18 protein-coding genes and 1 pseudogene are annotated in these 22,051 nt (G+C 43.4%); 3 read left to right on the top strand and 16 right to left on the bottom strand.

What is annotated here, in order from left to right:
- The first annotated feature begins 351 nt into the window (after positions 1-351).
- A complete protein-coding gene (locus ACFP56_RS20890; RefSeq protein WP_379238357.1) occupies positions 352-1,572 on the top strand; it encodes a nitrate/nitrite transporter in 1,221 nt (406 codons plus the stop codon).
- Positions 1,573-1,689: 117 nt separating this feature from the next.
- Here ACFP56_RS20890 and ACFP56_RS20885 read toward each other — a convergent pair whose 3' ends face one another.
- Entirely contained in the window at positions 1,690-2,391 is a 702-nt protein-coding gene (locus tag ACFP56_RS20885) for a hypothetical protein (protein ID WP_379238291.1), read from the bottom strand.
- A gap of 153 nt (positions 2,392-2,544) precedes the next feature.
- Entirely contained in the window at positions 2,545-4,596 is a 2,052-nt protein-coding gene (locus ACFP56_RS20880; RefSeq protein ID WP_379238289.1) for a beta-galactosidase, read from the bottom strand.
- Positions 4,597-4,713: 117 nt separating this feature from the next.
- Between ACFP56_RS20880 and ACFP56_RS20875 the strand changes: the two genes are divergently transcribed.
- Positions 4,714-5,550: an AraC family transcriptional regulator gene (locus ACFP56_RS20875; RefSeq protein WP_379238287.1), complete on the top strand. Its 837-nt coding sequence runs from the start codon at positions 4,714-4,716 to the stop codon at positions 5,548-5,550.
- 148 nt (positions 5,551-5,698) lie between these two features.
- On the opposite strand, the gene ACFP56_RS20870 is transcribed toward ACFP56_RS20875, so the two are convergent.
- Genes ACFP56_RS20870 through ACFP56_RS20855 form a run of 4 tightly spaced genes read right to left on the bottom strand, consistent with a single transcriptional unit; the run spans position 5,699 to position 10,970 of the window.
- A complete protein-coding gene (locus ACFP56_RS20870; protein WP_379238285.1) occupies positions 5,699-8,086 on the bottom strand; it encodes a glycoside hydrolase family 95 protein in 2,388 nt (795 codons plus the stop codon).
- A gap of 37 nt (positions 8,087-8,123) precedes the next feature.
- Entirely contained in the window at positions 8,124-9,146 is a 1,023-nt protein-coding gene (locus tag ACFP56_RS20865; protein WP_379238283.1) for a zinc-binding alcohol dehydrogenase family protein, read from the bottom strand.
- Positions 9,147-9,170: 24 nt separating this feature from the next.
- Entirely contained in the window at positions 9,171-10,109 is a 939-nt protein-coding gene (locus ACFP56_RS20860; RefSeq protein ID WP_379238282.1) for an aldo/keto reductase, read from the bottom strand.
- A 27-nt stretch (positions 10,110-10,136) separates the two neighbouring features.
- A complete protein-coding gene (locus tag ACFP56_RS20855) occupies positions 10,137-10,970 on the bottom strand; it encodes an amidohydrolase family protein (protein WP_379238280.1) in 834 nt (277 codons plus the stop codon).
- 129 nt (positions 10,971-11,099) lie between these two features.
- On the opposite strand from ACFP56_RS20855, the gene ACFP56_RS20850 reads away from it, so the two are divergent.
- Positions 11,100-11,966 carry a helix-turn-helix domain-containing protein gene (locus ACFP56_RS20850; RefSeq protein WP_379238278.1) on the top strand — a complete coding sequence of 289 codons (867 nt, stop codon included), beginning with the start codon at positions 11,100-11,102 and terminating at the stop codon, positions 11,964-11,966.
- A gap of 96 nt (positions 11,967-12,062) precedes the next feature.
- Here the strand turns inward: ACFP56_RS20850 and ACFP56_RS20845 are convergent, their stop codons facing one another.
- From ACFP56_RS20845 to ACFP56_RS20800, 10 genes and pseudogenes are all read right to left on the bottom strand, one after another.
- Positions 12,063-13,370, bottom strand: a complete 1,308-nt coding sequence (locus ACFP56_RS20845; protein ID WP_379238276.1) for an MFS transporter — start codon at positions 13,368-13,370, stop codon at positions 12,063-12,065.
- Between the two features lie 782 nt (positions 13,371-14,152).
- Positions 14,153-14,302 carry a hypothetical protein gene (locus ACFP56_RS20840; protein WP_379238274.1) on the bottom strand — a complete coding sequence of 50 codons (150 nt, stop codon included), beginning with the start codon at positions 14,300-14,302 and terminating at the stop codon, positions 14,153-14,155.
- Between the two features lie 657 nt (positions 14,303-14,959).
- Positions 14,960-15,301: a hypothetical protein gene (locus tag ACFP56_RS20835; protein ID WP_379238272.1), complete on the bottom strand. Its 342-nt coding sequence runs from the start codon at positions 15,299-15,301 to the stop codon at positions 14,960-14,962.
- Positions 15,298-15,546 carry a hypothetical protein gene (locus tag ACFP56_RS20830; RefSeq protein WP_379238270.1) on the bottom strand — a complete coding sequence of 83 codons (249 nt, stop codon included), beginning with the start codon at positions 15,544-15,546 and terminating at the stop codon, positions 15,298-15,300. The genes ACFP56_RS20835 and ACFP56_RS20830 overlap by 4 nt, the downstream gene beginning before the upstream one ends.
- 721 nt (positions 15,547-16,267) lie before the next feature.
- Positions 16,268-16,558 (bottom strand): hypothetical protein, encoded by a 291-nt coding sequence (locus tag ACFP56_RS20825; protein WP_379238268.1) that lies wholly within the window; start codon positions 16,556-16,558, stop codon positions 16,268-16,270.
- Between the two features lie 16 nt (positions 16,559-16,574).
- Entirely contained in the window at positions 16,575-17,507 is a 933-nt protein-coding gene (locus tag ACFP56_RS20820; RefSeq protein ID WP_379238266.1) for a hypothetical protein, read from the bottom strand.
- Positions 17,508-18,366: 859 nt separating this feature from the next.
- Positions 18,367-18,663, bottom strand: coding sequence for a hypothetical protein (locus ACFP56_RS20815; RefSeq protein ID WP_379238264.1), 297 nt, complete (start codon positions 18,661-18,663; stop codon positions 18,367-18,369).
- On the bottom strand, positions 18,624-19,397 hold the full coding sequence (locus ACFP56_RS20810) for a hypothetical protein (RefSeq protein ID WP_379238262.1): 774 nt from the start codon (positions 19,395-19,397) through the stop codon (positions 18,624-18,626). The genes ACFP56_RS20815 and ACFP56_RS20810 overlap by 40 nt, the downstream gene beginning before the upstream one ends.
- A gap of 310 nt (positions 19,398-19,707) precedes the next feature.
- Positions 19,708-20,055 (bottom strand): hypothetical protein, encoded by a 348-nt coding sequence (locus ACFP56_RS20805; RefSeq protein ID WP_379238260.1) that lies wholly within the window; start codon positions 20,053-20,055, stop codon positions 19,708-19,710.
- A 13-nt stretch (positions 20,056-20,068) separates the two neighbouring features.
- Positions 20,069-22,051, bottom strand: a pseudogene (locus tag ACFP56_RS20800) (hypothetical protein); the annotation flags it as partial.

Raw genomic sequence — 22,051 nt, 5'->3', positions numbered from 1 at the left:
CGAGAGAGTATTTCGAGATTTTGTAAGTTATCGCGAAGTTATATAAAAATATCAAAAATTCGTGTAATGTTTATTGACACACTCTTGACAATCATTCTATAATGATTTTGAAATTATGAAATATAGACTGAAAACAGACACAAAGAAGTGTCTGCTTGGCAATGAGGCCGCTGTTCGCCCTATGGGCGTATTGCGGCCTTTTCTTATGTTAGGAAGTTCAAGAAGCAGGACTTTGATTACGATGTGCTGCATTGTGGCATAGTCGGCTGCGAAGCTTGAACGTTTATTGGTAAGGAAGTCAAAAGAAAGAGAAAAACATATTTGGAGGGATTCACTATGGAAAGCAAAAGCATGGAGACTAAAAGTTTTTGGAAAAGCGGTCACAAGCCGTCTCTTTTCGGAGCATTTCTGTATTTTGATTTCAGCTTTATGGTGTGGGTATTAATCGGTCCGTTAAGCGTATTGATTGCCAACGATTATGAAATGACTGCAGCACAAAAAGCAAATCTAGTTGCCCTACCTATATTGGGCGGCTCCATCTTGCGTATCGTATTCGGTTTTCTCACCGATTATATCGGACCGAAAAGAACAGGCCAGCTTGGTATGATTCTAACGCTTCTGCCACTGTTCTGGGGCTGGAAATTCGTTAGCTCGCTAGGCGATTTATATATCGTCGCGTTGCTGCTAGGAGTCGCAGGCGCCTCATTTGCTGCTGCGCTTCCGCTTGCCAGCCGCTGGTATCCGCCACAATATCAAGGTCTGGCAATGGGGATTGCAGGCGCAGGCAATAGCGGAACTGTATTCGCCACATTATTTGCCAACCGCTTAGCTGTACATTTTGGTAACTGGGAAGCTGTGTTTGGTCTTGCGATGATTCCAATAGCTGTAGCACTCATTGTATTTACACTATTTGCGAAGGAAGCACCGAATCGCCCCGCACCGAAAAAGCTCGTGCATTACTTGAATATATTGAAGCAACGAGACGCTTGGTTGTTTTGCATTATGTACAGCGTCACCTTTGGCGGATTTGTCGGCTTATCGAATTACTTAACGATTTTCTTCAACACGCAATACGAGCTGTCAGCAGTTCGTGCCGCTGACTTTACAACCTTCTGTGTCATTGCCGGGAGTCTATTCCGACCTATCGGAGGTTATCTGTCTGATCGCTTGGGCGGTACAAAAATGCTGATCGTTTTGTTTGCGGGAGCAGGAATTATGTTCGCCTTTGTCTCAACACTACCAACCCTTTACGCTGCACTTGCTCTGCTGTTTGTTGGAATGATGTGTCTTGGCATGGGGAATGGCTCAGTATTCCAGCTTGTTCCGCAACGCTTTAAGGATGAAATCGGACTTATAACAGGCATTGTAGGCGCGGCTGGAGGTGTTGGCGGCTACTTGCTTCCAAATATTTTAGGAAGTATGTATCAAGCTACAGGGTCGTATACTACGGGATTCCTTACATTAAGCGGCATCACGCTATTAAGCGTCATTATGATGCTTGTGATTCAAGGAAAATGGAAACAGCAATGGCTTGCAACCAACAGCAAAGCAAGTCTGCAATCTGATATATAGCAGAAAGGACGAGGGATCGTTCCCTCGTCCTTATTTTTCACAGCAGCATCGCTTCTCCTTGCGAATGAGAAAGCTTGTCTTATCAGGAGTGTAAGGATAGCCTGAAGCGGCTAAGTGTTACTTTTGCTTATATGCTTCGAGCTCCTCAATTGAGTTAATATTATGTAAGTCTCTTCCAGGCACTTTATATTCGATATTACTAGTAAGATCCCCAGGCTCGGGCTGCAACATAAACGATACATGTTCGATATTAAGCGCTTCATGCTGCTTTAGCCTGGTTATAATATGAACAGCTTGCTCAAGATCATCGGTCGGCTTGCTGTGGTTTAGCTGAAAACTAAGATCAAACTTTAAATTCGCTTCAGAGTAAGCAATGATTTCCCCATTGCTTACTCTCACTCTGTCCCTTTCCATGCAGCAGGCGAAATCGATAGAAAACTCAGGCTTAATATCACGGTCAGTGTGCTCCAGCAGAAGCTCCAAATCTTCTCTAACTTGATGCAGCCACAATGTTTCGGGGTAATTATCATAGTAAGCATTAGCTGAATTGATTAAAGGATATACTGCAAATTCGAGATGTTCAGCGTTTTTGGGATGTACACGTGCATGGATTGGTTCAATATTGTCCCATAAATACGTTACTTTGTTAACAACCATCTTTTCGTTATATGTCTGTTCCAAATAATTTTTAACTTTGAATTTAAAAATTACCTTTTGAATTGTTCCATAGGGCAACTCAAGTATACCTACTATAAACAGTACTGTGAATATCACAACGCCAACTACATACACTTTCCCTTTATTGTTTGTTTTGTTCATTAGAGCCCCCCTTCTACTAGTAAGACGCCTCTGATTTGAAATATGTTTCAACCTGATCAACCCTGCTACGTTCAAAAAGCGTTAAGCTCCCGCCTTGCTAGAAACAGGGAGCCTAACGCTTACTATTTATTTAACTTTATCTCTAAGCTGCGATTAGCTCAGCTTAATAATCATCACATCATGAGCTGCAAGCTCAACTTCTCCACCAGTGAGTGAACGATCTGTCAACAAATCGGTTCCTGTAACTTGAGCAAGATCAATTTGAACCGCCTGATCGTTATGATTTAGCACGAATAAATACTGCTGCTTATCCTTATAACGAATGGTCGTTTCTACTCCTTCAGGAACATTTTGAATAATTGGTTGTATTCCGCGTGAAGAACATAACTGCGACAACCAATCCTTAATGAATGCTTGCTCAGGGCTCGTCGCCAAATACCACGCTTCCCCTTCTCCAAACTTGTTGACTGTTAAGGCTGGCATGCCTTGATAGAAGTCGTCTCCATAGACAGCCTTCACCTCAGCACCTTCGCTGTGGATTAGATCACACAGCAAGCCGCATTCATATTCTTCCTTCATACCATTTGTTCCAGCAGATACAATCATACGATTGCGCTGAGTTGGAAGCAGCGCATCAATTTCCTCGGCCCATATGCCAAACAGCTTTCTTAGCTCGCCCGGATAGCCTCCAACGGTCACAAGGTCACTCTCGTTGACGATACCGCTAAAGAAAGTAGAAATAAGTGAACCGCCTGCCTGCACGTACTGCTCAAGCTTATTTGCTACACCTTGCTTGACCATATACATAACTGGCGCAATGACAAGATCATAGCTGCTAAGATCAGCCTCTACGCTTACTACGTCTGCCGCAATCCCTAACTCATACAACGCTTTATAGTATTTATGCGCCTCATCCACATAACGAAGGTCAATCGTTGGGCCGCTGGACATTTCAATTGCCCACCAGTTTTCCCAATCAAACACGATTGCTACCTTTGCCTGAAATTTAGCATCGATGATCGTATCACCCAGCTTTTGCAGCTCAGCACCGAGCTGCGCACATTCGCGGAATACACGCGTATGCTCATGTCCTACATGCTCAATGACAGCGCCATGGTATTTTTCGCAAGCGCCAATTGATCGGCGCAGCTGGAAAAACATAACCGTATCTGCTCCGCGAGCAACAGCTTGATAGCTCCACAATCTCATTACGCCCGGGCGTTTTAATGAATTGTATGGTTGCCAGTTTTGCTGACTTGGCGTCTGCTCCATGAGCATAAATGGTTGCCCTTCCTTCAAGCCGCGCATCAGATCATGCATCATGCCCGTATAGCTGTGCGGTGTATCGAATCTAGGATAGCTATCCCAGGAGACAACATCTAGAGCCTTGGCCCATTTGTGATAATCCAGCTTTTTGAATGCTCCCATCAAATTCGTTGTAACCGGAATGTCAGGCGTGTGTTTTTTTACCGCCTCATATTCCAGCTTATAGCATTCTAGCAGACTATCAGAATGGAAACGCATATAATCAAGGGAAATCCCTTGAAAATTCGTCTCCGTGCGTCCGTTAGCACCATACCACTCCTCGCTTAAGCCGCTTGGTAAGACGATGTCCTCCCAGCTATGGAAGATATGACCCCAGAAACCCGTGTTCCAGGCACGGTTTACAGCTTCTAATGTCCCATAACGTTCCTTTAACCATTCGCGGAAAGCGGCTTCGCAGTTGTCGCAATAGCAATTTCCTGCTCCACCGTATTCATTGTTGATATGCCAAATCAGCAGTGCTGGATGATCCTTGTAACGTTCAGCAAGCTTCTCTGCCATACGCACCGAGTATTTTCGGAATGTTGGACTATTCGGACACGAATTATGTCGCCCGCCAAACTTTCGCTTACGTCCGTAAAAATCTACTTGCAGCACATCGGGATATTTGCGTGCCATCCAAGCCGGATGAGCCGCTGTGCTTGTTGCCAGGCAAACACCGACTCCGTCTGCATGAAGCTTATCCATCATCTCATCAAGCCAGCCAAAATCATAGGTGTCTTCATCAGGCTGATTTTTAGACCAGCCGAATACGTTTAATGTCGCTACATCTATACCTGAAAGCTTGAACATGCGCAAGTCTTCGTCCCAAACCTCTTTTTCCCATTGATCAGGATTGTAATCTCCGCCATACCATATTTTGCTCTTTTTAGAGTTAATCATCTTGTCACTCCTCAATATATATGATAAAACTGCAGTGTACCATTTCATTGTAAGCGCATCTCCTACTAGTTCCCATATAAAATAAACGTAAATTCATATAAGAATATGGAGGTTTATATGAACATTCGAATCGTTCCAGCTTCGCTCGCAGAGCTGTTGCCCTTACAGCTTGAAACGATCGGAATTAATGTCGATCAGGAGCCGATAGAACGGCCTAATGGCTATCCTTACTTCCACTGGCTTCAAACCTTGAAAGGAGAAGGGGAATTAAGCGTGAACAGCCAGACCTGGAAGCTGACAGAACGCTCGGGCATTCTTTTAGCACCAGACATGCCTCACCGCTATGAAGCCAAGAGCGATCTCTGGCAAACTGGCTATATTACCTTTCATGGGAGCCTGGCAGACAAGCTTATCCACGCTTTTGGCTGGAATACGACTGAACGCTTTCAATGGGAAGCTGAAAATGATCGCGTATCACATATATTTGTAGACATAATGAGAGTGAATGAATATGGAGGTGATCCATCAGGATGGCAATCTTCGTCGGGGTTGTATCAATTTCTGACGTCGCTCCGAACGGATGCTCGAACAGAAAGGAAGCCTTCCATGTCTAAGCAATTGCAGCGAATCCAACTATTGCTGGATTGGATTGAGAGGGAGTTCGCCAATCCCGAGATTGGATTGACGCAAATGGCTAGGCAGCTTAACATCAGCGAGCGACAATTAAACGAAAAATTTCGCAAGCTATTCGGACAAACCGCTTATCAATACTTAATTCAACTGCGCATTCGCAAAGCAAAGGAATACCTTCCATCGAAGCCGGAATGGACGATAGGGAAGATTGGCGAAGCAGTCGGATTTCGGGACGCTAGTCATTTTGTAGCGACATTTCGCCAGAAGGTTGGTATGACGCCCGAAACCTATCGCAAGCTATATGGTACTTCTTCAGAATAGACCATTTTCTCTAGCAACTACAAAATAGAGTTGTCTAAGAAAGTTAGATGCGCTAACGGAAGCCGCTAATTCCACTCACGCTTAAGGCCTGGTTCTTCTGTCTGTCATAAGATAGAATCAGGCCTTAAAGGCGAATGGCACAAGATGCCTATTTTTCAGACAACGGCATAAGCGTATATTGGGCTCCCGCTTCCGTCTGGAATGATATACAGCCTTCCTGTGCAGTCTCTACCAATTGAACAGAGCTGCCACGTTCATCCGTTACTTCCAGCTGAAATGGCGAATAAATGATGCAAGGCTCGCCGCTGAAAGAAATGATGTCTGCTTTTTTCAGCTCGCCTTGCTCCCATTGCAGCTTCACTTCAAATCCGCCACGTGCACGAAGTCCGCTAATACTGCCAGTAGGCCAAGCTTTAGGCAATGCTGGCAGCAGGTGAAGCACTCCTTGATGAGACTGCAGCAGCAGCTCTGCGATCCCAGCTGTAGCTGCAAAGTTGCCGTCGATCTGGAAAGGAGGATGCGCATCGAAAAGATTGGCATATACACCACCTCTCTCTCCAATTGCATCGGAGTCAACTAGCTGCAGCAGGTTCGAAATCAAGCTCATCGCACGATCGCCATCAAGGAAGCGAGCCCACAGATTGATTTTCCAGCCAAGACTCCAGCCAGTTCCGCCGTCTCCACGACGCTCCAGCGATCGCTGTGCCGCAGTAAATAGCTCGGGAGTGTCCTTCTTTGTAAGCTGTCGTCCTGGATAGACGCCGAATAAATGAGAAACATGGCGATGATGCTCATCTTCATCCTCAAAGTCCTTATACCATTCCTGCAGCTGCCCGTGCTTGCCAATTTGCAGTGGAAGCATTTGACTTCTTGCTTGCTCAAGCTCTTTTCTAAATTCCTTATCTATGTCTAGCGCTTCAGCGGCTTCAAGACAATTCGTGAACAGATCCCATATCAATGACAAGTCCATCGTCGAAGCTGCACTGATTGCCGCAAGTCTTCCATCTTCGGTACGGAACTTGTGCTCTGGTGACGTCGATGGAGAAGTAATGAGCTTGCCATGCTGATCTGGAATTAACCAGTCTAAGCAAAACAGCGCTGCTTCCTTCATAATTGGATAGGCTTGATTGCGTAAATACTCCTTATCTCTTCCGAAAGCATAGTGCTCCCACAAATGCTGGCAAACCCAAGCGCCAGCCATTGGCCAGAACGCCCAGACAGGATCGCCAGCTCCAAAATCACCTACAGGTACGCTTTGTGCCCACAGGTCAGAATTATGATGGGCAGTCCAGCCGCGAGCACCATAGTTAATCTCTGCTGTCTTTCGACCTGTCACTGACAAATTTCCGATAAAGTCAAGAAAAGGCTGATGGCATTCTGACAGGTTGCACAGTTCAGCAGGCCAATAATTCATTTCTGCATTAATGTTTAAAGTGTAATTGCTGCTCCACGGCGGACGAATTTCTTTATTCCAGATGCCTTGCAGGTTAGCCGGCTGTGTACCTGGACGTGAACTTGAAATCATCAGATATCGGCCATACTGGAACAGCAGCTCCACCAAGCTTGGATCAGAAGCACCATATTCGGCTATCCTTCTGTCTGTTGGCATATCAGCTGGGCTGATCCTTTCACCTAATTGAAGATCAACTCGAGCAAACAAGCTTCTGTAGTCGTCAATATGGACGCTGCGAAGCTCCTCGTAGCTAGAGCCTAATGCCCTAGCCAGGTGTGCACTTGCCGTCTCGCTTGGAATCTTTCCCTCCTTGCCTGGCGAGCGATCAAATCCGTTGAAGCTAGTAGCAGCACTAACATATATGGTTACATCCGTTGCATTGCATACATGAATACCGTCTTGATCGATCGACACACTGCCATCCTTCGCATTGACTGCTAGACGTCCTTCAAAGGTCATGGCATGACCGTTTGCCTCTTCCTCGTACACAATTGGCCGCTCGACGGGATGATAATTAGGAGCGACATACACTGGGGCCTTGCCACGAAGTATCCATTGCTCATTTTCTTGAAACGAGCAAGACTGCAACTGACTATCCATTCGCGCGGTAAAGCTCAGCTTGGCCTCTTGGCTCGACTGTAAACGTACTGCGATCACCTGATCAGGAAAAGAAGCAAATATCTCACGTGTGTATCGAACATCTCCCACCTTATATTCAACAAGGGATACGGCTTGCTCAAGATCAAGCTCTCTATGGTAGGAATGCGGCTGTTCCCCATGCTCAAACGCGATTGTTAGATCACCAAATGGCAAATACGATTGCGTAAAGGTACCTTGCATTTCCTTGCTAAGCTTGTCAGCCTCTACATATTGACCTTCTGCAACAAGTCTGCGAACCTCTGGCAGCACGCCCTGTGCACGCGGATTGTTCGAATTGCTCGGACCTCCTGACCAAAGCGTATCCTCGTTTAGCTGAATTAACTCTGTTTCAACGCCACCGAATATCATTGCACCGAGTCTGCCATTGCCTACAGGCAACGCTTCTGTCCATTGCTTAGCTGGCTTATGGTAAGAAAGCTTCATTCGATACTCTCCCTTTATCGTTTTCTATACACGCTTTTTACATTTCTACGATCGCCTTAATCACTTTGGAATCAGGGCTAAGCCAAGTTTCAAAGTCTTCTATCATCCGATCAAAGGTTGAGCGGTGCGTAATATATTGACTAATGTCAAAGCTACCACTGGCTAAAACATTGACGACATGCTGGAAGTCATCATAGGTTGCATTCCGACTGCCCATAAGCGTCAATTCACGTTTATGAAATTCAGGATCAGAGAACGCAATTTCTCCTTTTACGAGACCTACAAATATCAGCTTTCCGCCATGTGCTACCAATTCGAAAGATGTTGTCATCGACTCCGCATTGCCTGTCGCATCGAATACTGCAATCGGATATTCACCATTCGTTAATGCTGAAAGTCGCTGCTTTACATCTGTGGCGTTCCAAGCGTTAATCGTCTGGTCTGCCTTCGCCCAAGCTTTGCAAAAATCAAGTCTTTGCTCATTAATGTCTATCGCAATTACGTTAGCGCCAGCGTATTTGGCAAAGGCCATCGCAGCAAGTCCAATCGGCCCCGAGCCAATGACTGCAACCGTATCTCCTGCCCTAACATCTGCACGACGTACAGCATGTGCGCCGATCGCTAGAGGCTCAATCATTGCTGCCTCATCAAAGCTTAGTTTCTCAACTTTCAGTAAATGCGTCACGGGAATCGACACTCGCTCGCGCATCCCTCCATCCACATGAACACCAAGCACCTTCATATGCATGCAGCAGTTTGTCGTCCCTCTACGACATGCGATGCATTGGCCGCAATGCAGATAAGGTATTATCGCTACCTTGTCTCCAGGCATAAGTCCAGCAGCATTCTCTCCAATTTGCTCAATGGCACCACTGAGCTCATGACCTAATATTCTCGGATACTCAAAGTAAGGCTGATTGCCCTTATAGGCATGATAATCCGTTCCGCAAATTCCTACTCTACGAATCGTTACGATCGCATGACCTTCTGTTAGCTCCGGCTCAGGCAAATTCTCGTTTATATGAAACGATCCAATCTCTTCGCATACGATCCCCTTCATATGACAACCTCATTTCCATTATGCTTATATAGTTTCATTAAATATGGGCAGCCCGCTTACCCATGTTTCGTTATGAATCGGCTCTAAAATCTTAAAAATATCCTGCAATAGCTCTTCATCCATCGGCTCATCGATCCATGCAGCATTTTTCGTTATGTTATGAGGATTGGCAGTGCTTACGAGTGTTGTCGGGATATGTGGGTGACTGGTTGAAAATTGAACTGCCAGCTTCGCAATGTCAGCTCCACGCTCCTCCGCCAGCTTGGCAGCACGCATGCACGTTGCCTTCACATTTTCACCAGCTGGGTGCCAGTCAGGAGCTCCGCGTGTGCTTAGCAATCCCATTGATAACGGTGACGCATTGATTAGACCTACTTGATGCTCCTCTAGTAGTGGAAGAAGTCTCAGCAAAGAATTGTCATTCAAGGAATAATGACAGTACGATATTATCGCATCCACTTGTGCTTTCGGAAGCATGTACTCGAATAGTGCCAGCGGTAATCCACAAATACCCGTAAACCGTATTTTCCCCTGCTCCTTTAGAAGATTGAGCGCTGGGATTGCTTCTTCTAATATAATTTCTGGATTCACAAATTCGATATCATGTAGAAATAATAGATCCACGTAATCGGTTTTTAATCGACAAAGACTCTCCTCCAAGCTTAAAATGATGGTAGATTGGGAAAAGTCGAACGTATCGATCCCATATCTTCCAGCTTTCGTGCTTAAATAAAAGCGATCCCGCGAGGTCTGGCTAATGGCTTCACCTAATACCGTCTCTGCTTTCGTAGCTCCGTAATATGGAGAAACGTCAATTAAGTTAATTCCTGCGTCAAGCGCAGCATGTACCGTGCGAATCCCTTCTCTATCATCCGTTTCGCGAAAGACAGAGCCAAGAGAAGAAGCGCCAAAGCTAAGTGTTGAAACTTCTAATCCTGTTTTACCTAAAGAGCGATATTTCATATAAGCACTCCTTTCTCCTTATGTCATTCACTTTAGCTTATAAAATGTTCTTGCATTGTCACCGAACAGCTTTGCACGCTCCTCTTCACTCCAGGCTTGCGGTAGATTTCCTTCTAATACCTCCACCACTTCATCGTAGCTTGCAGCAAGCAAGCAAACTGGCCAGTCCGTTCCGAACATTACGCGATCAACGCCAAATACGTGAAGCGCATGCTCAATATAAGGCTTAAATTGCTCCGCCTTCCAAAAGTGATGGTCGGCTTCTGTTACCATGCCAGATAGCTTGCAATACACATTTTGATGCTTCGATGCGCGTTCCATTTGGGCTGCCCACAGCTCAAATTCACCTGCTGCAATTTTCGGCTTGCCAATATGATCGATCACCCCTCTTAAGCTCGGAACCGCATCCAACAGCTCATTAAGCACATCCAGCTGACTTGACGTCACCAGCAGATCTACTGGGACATCTAACGTTGCATATTGTTGAAGCGCTTCCACAAAGCTCTGCTCAAGTACACGACTAGCATCCGGCATGTCTTGGATCATGAGGCGGAAGCCAACGAATTTGGGATGTTGTCGGTAACGATTAAAGTGCTCTTTATGTAATGGATCGAACAAATCAAGCCAGCCAACAACACCGATAATCGAATTGAAACGATCAGCCAATGCAAATAAATAGTCGGTTTCCTCGACTGTAGGAGCAGCCTGCACGACAATGGTACCGTCAATACGATGTTTCCTTAGATGGATGTCGAGATCCTCAGGCATAAAGTCTCTGTACAATGCTGGCAGGTCTGGCGTAATCCATCCGTAATCTGATCGTGTCATCGTCCAGTAATGCTGATGAGCATCAATACGCAAACAAATCCTCTCCTCTCTTGATGATTATGATTGTACACTTATAATAGGAAATATAAAGATCAAATTTGCGCAAATTTATGTCCGATTATGATATATGATAACTATACTATAACGCAGGAGGGAATCTGGATGGAACCTTTTCGCAAACCGTTTTTGATCGACCCGAATTTTCCGCTTGAGGTAGTTTATAAGGGGTTTCGAGTTACAGAAAATGAACTGCCAGATCATCTGCACGACTTATATGAAGTGGTGTACATCCACGAGGGCAAAGGGACGTTTTTTATCGATCAATCACTCTACGAGAAAGAACCCGGTGATTTATTTTTAATCCCGGGCAACACGATACATCGATCATTCCCTTCGGCAACCGAGCCGATTGTTTCATCTGCAATATTTTTCGCGCCTTCGCTCGTTGCGACTTCGACTCTAAGTCATGAATATGAGCCTATTAAGTGCTTCGACATTGCACGAAAGACGAAGCACTATAAAGTCGTTTTACCAGAGACGGTCAAACTGAGAATCGAAGCAGCAATTGATCAAATGGGAAGGGAATTGAATGAAAAAACTCCGGGATATCGTCAAGCATTGTGGCTTCAATTGCAGCAATTGCTGCTTGAGTTATACCGACACCCAGCACTAAAAGCAAACACTTTGCCTGGAGCTAGCCTTGTTCCTCAATGGATTCAAATTGCTTTGCATGACATCAATTCCAATCCTCTACAGTGCGGTGGGCTAGCGGAATTATCGGAAAAGGCCTGCGTCAGTGCTGGACACTTTTCACGTGTCTTCAAGCAGGTAACTGGCATGAACGTAACGGATTACGTAAACGCGAAGCGAATTGCTAAAGCAAAAGAACTGCTGCTTGCAACAGATGATACGATCGAGTCGATCGCACAACAATGCGGCTTTCAAGGGATGCGGCACTTTTATCAACTGTTTATGAGGCTGACTGATGAGACGCCTAAACAGTATCGGCGTCAAGTCAAGGGTAGCTGACAGTTTGTACTTAAAGGTTATTAGAAACAAATAATCCGCAGCTCGTATAATAAGAACTGCGGATTATTTGTTCTAGTAGTGCGCCCCGTATTGATATTAATTCTTTTTTAGTTTGAACCATAGTACAACCGGAATAAGCAGCAAGGATAAAATTCCACCAGCAAGTGACAGCATTGAGAAGCTAGAATGAGCTACAACCATGCCAGACAAAGCCCCTCCGGCTGCCCCAGCAAGTGCAATAAGCACGTCGACCGTCCCTTGCGTCTTCGCACGAATGTGTGGAGGTGTAGCATCTACAATTACTGCTGTTCCGCTAATTAAGCCAAAGTTCCATCCTAGTCCAAGCAGGGCAAGTGCAACAATAAGCATTATCATGGAGTCACCTGGTGCAAATGCTGCTAGTAGACCAGCCAGCAGCAAGGTGACACCTGAAGCATAGGACATCGGCAATCGTCCGTATTTATCAACGAGCACACCTGTTAGCAATGAGGGGAGAAACATCGCAGCAACATGAATACCGATGACAACACCAACCTCTCCAAGACCGTGTCCGTGGTGCTGCATATGGATCGGTGTCATCGTCATAATAGCAACCATAACGATTTGAGTTAACACCATCACAGAGGCACCTACAATTATCCCTCGTTTGTTTATACCCTCATCTAAAGATGATAGCGGTTTTGCCGTCAATTGGCTTTCCTTTTGGCGTTGTGCCGCAGCAATCGCTTTAGCGACGATTAATGGATCTGGTCGTAAGAAAGCGAGGAGCACTGCGCCAGCTAATAGAAATGCAGCAGCTGCCAGCATAAACGGACCAGTTAGTGCAGGAGCACCAAGAGCAGTCGCTACTCGTCCTGTTATTTCTACTAGATTCGGCCCAGCAACTGCACCGAAGGTTGTAAACACCATTGCGATACTAATTGCCTTCGCACGCTCTGTCGGGAGCGCCAAATCCGTGCCCGCATATCTAGCCTGTAAGTTCGTTGCTGTACCTGCACCATACACAAACAAACAAAGAAAGAGCAGCGTGATATTGTTCATGATCGCTGCCAGAATAATACCTATTGCCCCTATACCACCAGCTAAGAAACCCGACGCCAGTCCTATGCGGCGGCCCTTGCTCTGTGACAATCGCCCGACGATCATCGCTGAGGCCGCAGAGCCTAGTGTAAACAGCGCCGTCGGTATGCCTGCATAGCTTTCCGTTCCGAGCATATCCTGAGCTAGCAGTGCACCGACTGTAATGCCTGCTGCCAATCCCGCTCCTCCAAAAATTTGAGAAGCAATGACGATGAACAACGTTCTTCTATGCAATGAGCGCTGCTTTTCTGGGGATTCTACATATTGCTTTATAGATTCTATCTCGCTATCTGCTTTCTCTTTTTGCAATGCTTGATTAGACATTCACCCACTCCTTCTTCTTGTACGAGTTTCATTGTTTTCTCCTTTTGAAAGAAATGTGTATTGCTTATTTAGATTGATCACGACTTCTAGGCTTTTTTCTTTAATTATTTTCTCACTCAGCTTATGCCGTGTCCATACAGATATGCCGAAGAAACCAAATCACTCTCTCGAGAAGTTTCAGGAGAAGCATAGTGTATGTACTGCAACGGCTCAAAGCATATCGGCTAACTGGTGAGACGCCGAAACGGTATCGGCGTAAGATGATGAAATGAACGATTTGATAGGGGAATGGAATCGTAGAGAGGCGGGGACACATCGAGTTTATTACTATTCCGATTAAGCTGATTGAGGCTTAGAGCTTGTATAACACGCTAAGATATGGGGTTCATTAATTAACAGAGTTTAGGGTTCTTAGAACAAAGTAATTATTACAGGGACTGAAGCAAATCATGGTATTGAGCTCTCCAAAGCCTATTTCCAATGTCGCAAAAAGGTTATGTCTATGGTCAAGGAGTGGGAAAATTCTGGCTGGTGACATTCTCATTACCTGCGTGGCAATCCTGAAATCTTGTCTATTTTTCATAACTCTATATATCCCTAAATAGTTTTAAGAGCTTCTCCTTTATTTCATCTAGAGTTTCATTTGCTTTCATACGCTCATCATAATCATCTTTCCAAATGTAATAATCCGATAGACCGATACGCGGTTGGTTGATTTCAATATATCTCCTTTCTAAATTTTTTAGTAATTCTTCCGTACGGTTTGGTTCTGAGTTATTAAACTAATATTTATAATATTCATCAATTTGGTCTATCCCTAATTCTAATTGACTTTTTATAAACATTGCTTGATCATCGCTATCATCCTTTAGAATATTGAATAGTTGTTGATATAATTCCTTAGTTTGATAAATCATTTCAATTTCAATCACAGACAATGCCCCTTCCTAGTTATTTAATCGGAGTAGCTGATATGACCTCGAGGCCTTTTATCTTCCACGCCTCCGAGATAAAGATTTGATTGCCTCCGCCTACTATCGTGACTGCTCTAGCATATCACTCACGTGCTCTTTTGACCGCGCCTCCTCTGGAAAGAGCGCTCCGTCGGTCATTTATGCGTACAGGAATGTCAAGCTACGTCTCACCCCGCACCAATAAGAGCTTATTGGCATACTCTTGGAATTGTTCAAGCTAATGATCGAAGTAGACAAGCGATCATTAGTAGTCGTCTAAATCCCGTTACAAGATGCGCTCAGTTCCTTCCATCGTATTAGTTATGATTCTTTTTGTTAAACCATAAAAACGGAGCTAATAAAAAACAGGTCAATTATAGTAATATCTGACCATACTCGCCTTGTTTTTGTAACGGAAAAGTGCTATTTTAAGTTATAAATTTAAGCATTTTGATGTGAGTACAATCAAAATGACGAAATCTGTGTATGGGTATTACATGGGGGAAGACTACTCAAAATCGTCCGCCATACTTTATTCAGTAGCGGTTGAGAGTTGGGACACGGACAAAGAAGTGGGAGATTATCTCTTATAATCGACTATAGTAAACCAACTAAACAAATCCATGAAGAATTATTTCACTTAGTGATATTCATTTTATCTATCATTCCATTTTCTTTATTTACTGAAAATCGTCTGCCTAAAAAGTCATGCGCATATAACACAGAATCAATTAAGTTAATCATTGTAAAAACGGTATCATCTCCATTAAGCCGCTGTCCCACTTGCCACATCCTTTGGCCCTCACTATAACAATATATGTTATGGCAATCATCATAACTCAGCGTTTTTTTAGGAGGGATACTGAGTAAAACAAATATTCTATCACCTTCATTCTTAACTTGCATAATATTATTTTCAAAAGTGATTTGAACATTTTCGATATAAATTATATTATTGTCCATTTTTATTTCGCTCATCTCGCTATACTCCAATCTGTTAAATTTACAATCTCTTTAAATTCACCAATATATTGCCCCATTAAATCGAATTGTGTTCCTCCTCCGCTAGCTCCAAATATAGGATTAGCCTCTCCCATACGAATAGTATCACCAGCGTTAAGTTTTACCTCAGCAATATATTTTGGTGTAGTTGGTAATGCAAATTTATCTTGTATTTGTAAGGGTGTTAATCCTTTTTGATATCTTCTGCTTTCATAACCCAACCACCATACATACCAGAAGTCTCTACATCATATACTCTTACAAAAACAATGTCTTCGTTTAATTTAATTTCTTGGACAACCTTTTTTTTAGTATATGGAGGATTATCGTAATCTTTACTTGCCCACCAATCATTTACAGTTTCAGCAGAACTATACCTTTTTATCTCTACTTTATCTTTTAGGCTACCTAATTGCTCATCAAGATAATCATAACCAATATTACCTGTCCCCTAAGTTGTAATTTTAAACTTGGGAATAAAGAAGGTGGCAACTGGATAACCAATTACTACCATTATATCAGCTTGCTTGACGTTCTGTCAGAGTAGCCGCCGCCCTGTACTCTGGGGAATCGGTGGCTAGCCTTTTCACACATGACCTTCCCGTTTGTTCAGTTCAGTCCTAACTATATAATGGTTGGACTATCCTGAGTAATTGGTGCGATGTCTTAGACACTCTATCCATCGGGCTATCTATTCATAAAGTTGCGTTTGTTTTGAAAAAACCGCAAGAAAACGAAGATAACAAAAAATAGGTCAATCATGGTGGTATCTGACCATAATCGACCTGTTTAATGTAACGGAATTGCGTTATCTAGAGTATAAAATTCAATCTTCGTTGTGCGTACAATGGAATGATGAAATCTTTATACGGGTATTACATGGGTTATATGTGTTATTAGTTGAATAATGGATTAACTCGGCACTGGGTAGCCCCTATTTTTTTAACGAAAAATTTCTTTAAGCATACTCTCCGCCTTATCCATTTCACCAAGCATTGGATTCATATAGTCACTATACGATTCTAAATATGCCCTTACTGAACCATTAATTCTAAACATGTCTTTTGTCAAATCCTCAAGATTATTGCTCTCCAAAATATCATTAGCATGTTGATAACGTGAAATAATCATTTCAAGCATGGGCGTAGGTTGTGATATATAATGCTCTTTTAATTGACCCAGTACTTTTTTTAATTGCTCGTACAACCTAACATGCTGTTCACTGTTTGTCATAAGCTTCTAACTCTCCTTATCTACTTGGAACTTCTCTCATTTCCTTAATCCATTCTTTTGGCCAATTCTGAGGTAGTAAAATTTGGTCTCCCCCTCCTTGGAGAATTGTCCCTGTCTGAGTCATTTGTTGCTCGACCTTACCAATATTTAGTTCAGTACCTTTTGGGATTTCAATAACTGCTTCATACTGTCTACTGTTCTTCCATTCAGGTAAAAGTGCAGAATCAATTTTACTAGATATTCTGTTTGCGGCAGGGACGGTAGTTGCAAAAGCCCCATTCTCACCAGCTTTCCCACCAAAAGTACGATAAACGATTATATTTTCATTGGTAACCACAGTTCTATATTGACCTTCTGTAAATGTTTCTTTAAGCCAAGATGGTAGCTCTACTTGGTCTTTCAAAGTTACTTTGTTATCAATTGCTGTAGCATATTTAGGGTTGATTTCAGGCACAGCATTTTTACCCGTCCCCTCAGTCTTTGTTTTTTGATCTGGTATCGGATCCACTTTCGGTACCTTAGGCGGCGTCAGGTCTGGTTTTACTGGATTCAGGATCGTCTTTTTCCCGATGTTCGCTGCTACTCCTCCACCTACTATCGAAACTGTTCCTAGCATATCACTCACATGCTCTTTTGACCACGCCTCCTCTGGAAAGAGCGCCCCGTCTATACTGTCTCCCATTCCCTTGATCATGCCGGGGACCCCGATTAACAGATAGTTCGAAAAATCATAGACCGAATCATCCCATTTATTCGTTCGTTCCTGTGCCCCTTCCCACACGGCTCCTGTTAGTCCACCAGACCAATAATTCACAAAATCATACACGCTATCGAATTGGCGGTCCCATCGATCGTTCGATGCCGCTATCGCATCATTACCGATCTCTTTTAAGCTATTCCAGATCTGCTTATAGATCGGTTCTTCTTTTTCGATTTCTTGTTCTTCCACAATCGCGCTTTCGGCTTGCTGTACAGGTTATACCCGACTTAGCTGAAGTGCGGACGTACTCATAGTTGACAAGTCTTGTTTTGGCAACTTCCCTTCTCGTGCTTCATGAAAATATTCAGATTAATCAGAGGGCAGAAGGCTAGGTTTGACACATGACCTTCCCCTTGAAGATGTTCCGTTACGTCCTGATAATATAAAAGTCGGACTAACCTTGAAATCAGGGGTGTTGCAAATGCTCTCGACACTATATCCATCGGGGTATCTATTCGCAAAGTTACGATAGATTTCAAAACCGCAAGAAAACGAAGAAACAAAAAACAGGTCAATCATGGTGGTATCTGACCATAATTGACCTGTTCAGTGTAAAGCAGTAGCGTTATTTATAGGGGTGACAATTCAAGCATTAATGTGCTTACAACCGAAATGACGAAATCTTCATACAATTACTCCATGGGTTATATGTGTTGACGGGTTCATTCGGCACTGGGTAGCCCCAACTTTTAATGAAAAATTTCTTTAAGCATATTCTCAGCCTTATCCATTTCACCAATGTATCCTTATTTAACCACTAATTCTAAACATATCTTTTGTCAAATCCTTAAGATTATTTTCTCCAAGATATCTCTATAGCATGTTGATAACGCGAAATAATCATTTCGAGCATAGGCGTAGGTTGTGCTATATAATGTTCCGCTAATAGGGCTAATACTTTTTTTAATTGCACATGCAACTTATCTTACTGTTCATTGTTTGACATCTCCTGCAACCTCTCCTTATCTGCTTCGGACTTCTCTGATTACCACGCTCACCGAAATAAACAATCCATTCTTGACCTTCTTTTTCCATACATACTTTCTGGTCAATTTCCCTCCTTTAGCTTCTTATATAACTCATATAACTCTAATAATTGAAGTCCAAGTTCGCTATTAAAATCCCAAGTGTCGGTAATAACTCTTGGATATGATGGGATATGATTGTTAGATTCAACCATTAGTTCTATATCTTTATAGAAATTTTCAAGTTGACTTATTGTCCCATCTTTAGCCTGTCCTAATTTGTGAGCTTTAATTTCACACTCTAACTTTATTTTCAATTTTTCAGCTTCCTTAATAAAGTTTAAGGTTTTATTAAGTCGTCTAGGTTCGTTATATACCATTGTTCTACTCCTCCAGTATAGTGATCCCCCATTTGAAACTGTGGACCAGCTTTTCCCTTAATTATAATTGTGTCTAGTTTAACTTGCCATTGTTGAATTCCTGTCATTCTGTTCCAATCTGGTGGAAGTGCTAAATTATTTCTATTTACTTGTGGTGAAAATGTTTCAAATAAATATCTCCCTTTAGCACTAGCATTAATATTATCATAGAATCTTATCCCATAAGTATTTGGACCAGCAACATCAAGCTTAATTGTACCGATCACAAACGATTCTAATGTCGTCTTTCTAAATTGACGTGGTACTCCTTGCGATATTAAATATTCTGATGCTTGTTTTACACCATTATATGGGTTATCAACTTTACCCGTCCCCTTAATAGAATCGGATGAACTTATATCTTTATTCTTAATAGATTCTAGTAATTCCTTCTCTTTCTTTAGATACTCTCCTATCTTAGACGCTTCTCTTATGCCTGTACTTGCCTCAATATTGGCTTCAACCCTAGCACGCATATCAGGGATAGCATCTGGTTTAAAGGGCTCCACTTTCGGTACGTTTGGCGGCGTCAGATCTGGTTTTACTGGATTCAGGATCGTCTTTTTCCCGATGCTCGCTGCTACTCCTCCGCCTACTATCGAAACTGTTCCTAGCATATCACTCACATGCTCTTTTGACCACGCCTCTGCTGGAAAGAACGTCCCGTTTATACTGTCTCCCATTCCCTTGATCATGCCGGGGACCCCGATTAACAGATAGTTCGAAAAATCTTAGACCGAATCATCCCATTTATTCGTTCGTTCCTGTGCCCCTTCCCACACGGCTCCTAGCGTTATTTAGGTTATAAAATTAAAGCATTTGATGTGCGTACAACAGAAATGACGAAATCTTCATACGGGTATTACATGGGTTGTATGTGCGGGTATTACATGGGTTGTATGTGTTATTTGTTGAATAATGGGTTCATTCGGCACTGGGTAACCCCCACCAAAAAAGAAACCTTGAAAGGCACTAAGCCAATCAAGGTTTCCAAAAATCATGAAATCATCTTATAACATCACTTGAAAGTAGCTTTCCATTAGTTGTGTTGAATAAGAACCTTCTACCGTAAAAGTCAGACACATAAACGTCAGTACCTTTCACCATTAGGTTTTCAAACGGCAACGGGTTTTTTAAGGGGAAAACATCACTAACACTTTGAATACGCCACTTTATTTCCCCAATTTCATTAATTCCAAATACATTATTTAAATACGTAACATTGTTAGGTATCTCAAGCAATACGATTAATGTTTCATCTACTTCTTTAACGTAGCGTATATTATGGTCAAAAACAATTTTTGTTTGGTTTACTACTAGCTCGTTTGCAAATTGAGTAAACGTTATCGCCAATTCATTCACTCCTTCATGGTAACGGTCTTGGATTTGTGAAATTACCAACACGCTGTCCCATTAAATCAAATTGTTGTCCTCCTCCTTGTAAACCGAAGAGTGGATTTGCAGTTCCTGCACGTATTCTTGTTCCTGCATCCAATTCCACATCTACTATAAACTTGGGAGTTGTGGGCAATGCGAATTTTACTTGTATTTGCGATGGAGTTAGTCCCCTAATATCATCGGCTTTCATAAACCATCCACCGTAGATACCAGAGTTTTCACCGTCGTATACTCGAACAAATGTGCTTTTTTCAGTTAACTCGATTTCTTGAACAAGTGTACCCGGCTTATATGGAGGTTCACTGTAGGCCATTTCTTCCTTCCACCATTTATTCACATCTTCTGCCGATGTTTCAGAGATTTTTTTATATTTAAGATTTCCCATCCCCTTAATAGAGGATGAACTTATATCTTTATTCTTAATAGATTCTAGTAATTCCTTCTCTTTCTTTAGATACTCTCCTATCTTAGTTGCTTCTCTTATGCCTGTACTTGCCTCAATATTGGCTTCAACCCTAGCACGCATATCTGGGATAGCATCTGGTTTAAAAGGCTCCACTTTCGGTACGTTTGGCGGCGTCAGGTCTGGTTTTACTGGATTCAGGATCGTCTTTTTCCCGATGCTCGTTGCTACTCCTCCGCCTACTATCGAAACTGCTCCTAGCATATCACTCACATGCTCTTTTGACCACGCCTCTGCCGGAAAGAACGTCCCGTCTATACTGTCTCCCATTCCCTTGATCATGCCAGGTATCCCGATTAACAGATAGTTCGAAAAATCATAGACCGAATCATGCCATTTATTCGTTCGTTCCTGTGCCCCTTCCCACACGGCTCCTGTTAGTCCACCAGACCAATAATTCACAAAATCATACACGCTATCGAATTGGCGGTCCCATCGATCGTTCGATGCCGCTATCGCATCATTACCGATCTCTTTTAAGCTATTCCAGATCTGCTTATAGATCGGTTCTTCTTTTTCGATTTCTTGTTCTTCCACAATCGCTTTCGGCTTGCTGTACAGGTTATACCGACTTAGCTGAAGTGCGGACGTACTCATAGTTGACAAGTCTTGTTTTGGCAACTTCCCTTCTCGTAATTGTTGCATGACCGAAATCGTGCTCGTGGTGAGCTGCTGCCGATGGAACACAATCTCCTCCAGCTGGTTTCTTGCCCACGTGCCCGTTGCCCCTTCCTTCATTCCCAGCATCAGCAACGTTCGGTACCTCTCACTATCCATGATCGGAATCGGCTTCGTATAGAGCGGGTCGAACGTGCAGGCCTGTACCGCTGAGCCTGCATACGTTGACGTCAAATCCACATTCGCCGCTATCGTCTGCGCTTGGATACCCATCGCAAGTAATCGAAGCCGGCTATCTTCCGCTACTTGATGCACACGCAGCATCTGTGCTGTATTCCCGTATTGCTTGTACATCTCATAAGCGCGCTGCGCCTTCGCAATCACCTCTCGCTGCGCATAAATCTCTTCTATCTGTGCCTTGATTCGTATCCGGTCGGCTTGAGGGAGTGTGGCAGAGGCTAACCGCTCTCGCAGCTGTTGGATCACCGGCTCTTTCTCGAACGGATCTGGACGATGCCAAGCTTCCACTTTATCGATCAGCCGATTCACATTTCGCATCATCTCTTCTGGTAAGGAGCCAAGAGTCGCCATCGTGTGTTGACGAAACCGAGCAAGCAGCTGAGCTAATCCTCTCGTTTGATCTAACCATGCGGCGGCGCTTCTTTTATTCTCCTGCTCCAACCGTTCCATGCCAGCGATTGCTTTACGTACTACTTCTGCCAACTGTTCCGCATCATCAGTGAGCCGTGCAATGGATTGCTGAGCGTTGTGCATCGCTCCCCATATCGGTAAATCTCCACTCCAGCTGTTGACGTTTCCGTTGATCTGTTGCCTCAGCAAATTAGTTGCGCTTGCCACCTGCTCCAGATC

It is taken from the genome of Paenibacillus septentrionalis, from assembly GCF_042659865.1.
GTDB classification, from domain to species: Bacteria; Bacillota; Bacilli; order Paenibacillales; family Paenibacillaceae; genus Pristimantibacillus; species Pristimantibacillus septentrionalis.
This window is presented reverse-complemented; position numbering and strand designations above follow the sequence as displayed.

What these genes read in the sequence shown, in the direction of transcription:
- ACFP56_RS20890 (WP_379238357.1), top strand. Translation starts at nt 352, where the DNA reads ATGGAGACTAAAAGTTTTTGGAAAAGCGGTCACAAGCCGTCTCTTTTC.
- ACFP56_RS20885 (WP_379238291.1), bottom strand. Translation starts at nt 2,391, where the DNA reads ATGAACAAAACAAACAATAAAGGGAAAGTGTATGTAGTTGGCGTTGTG.
- ACFP56_RS20880 (WP_379238289.1), bottom strand. Translation starts at nt 4,596, where the DNA reads ATGATTAACTCTAAAAAGAGCAAAATATGGTATGGCGGAGATTACAAT.
- ACFP56_RS20875 (WP_379238287.1), top strand. Translation starts at nt 4,714, where the DNA reads ATGAACATTCGAATCGTTCCAGCTTCGCTCGCAGAGCTGTTGCCCTTA.
- ACFP56_RS20870 (WP_379238285.1), bottom strand. Translation starts at nt 8,086, where the DNA reads ATGAAGCTTTCTTACCATAAGCCAGCTAAGCAATGGACAGAAGCGTTG.
- ACFP56_RS20865 (WP_379238283.1), bottom strand. Translation starts at nt 9,146, where the DNA reads ATGAAGGGGATCGTATGCGAAGAGATTGGATCGTTTCATATAAACGAG.
- ACFP56_RS20860 (WP_379238282.1), bottom strand. Translation starts at nt 10,109, where the DNA reads ATGAAATATCGCTCTTTAGGTAAAACAGGATTAGAAGTTTCAACACTT.
- ACFP56_RS20850 (WP_379238278.1), top strand. Translation starts at nt 11,100, where the DNA reads ATGGAACCTTTTCGCAAACCGTTTTTGATCGACCCGAATTTTCCGCTT.
- ACFP56_RS20845 (WP_379238276.1), bottom strand. Translation starts at nt 13,370, where the DNA reads ATGTCTAATCAAGCATTGCAAAAAGAGAAAGCAGATAGCGAGATAGAA.
- ACFP56_RS20835 (WP_379238272.1), bottom strand. Translation starts at nt 15,301, where the DNA reads ATGAGCGAAATAAAAATGGACAATAATATAATTTATATCGAAAATGTT.
- ACFP56_RS20825 (WP_379238268.1), bottom strand. Translation starts at nt 16,558, where the DNA reads ATGACAAACAGTGAACAGCATGTTAGGTTGTACGAGCAATTAAAAAAA.
- ACFP56_RS20815 (WP_379238264.1), bottom strand. Translation starts at nt 18,663, where the DNA reads ATGGTATATAACGAACCTAGACGACTTAATAAAACCTTAAACTTTATT.
- ACFP56_RS20810 (WP_379238262.1), bottom strand. Translation starts at nt 19,397, where the DNA reads ATGATCAAGGGAATGGGAGACAGTATAAACGGGACGTTCTTTCCAGCA.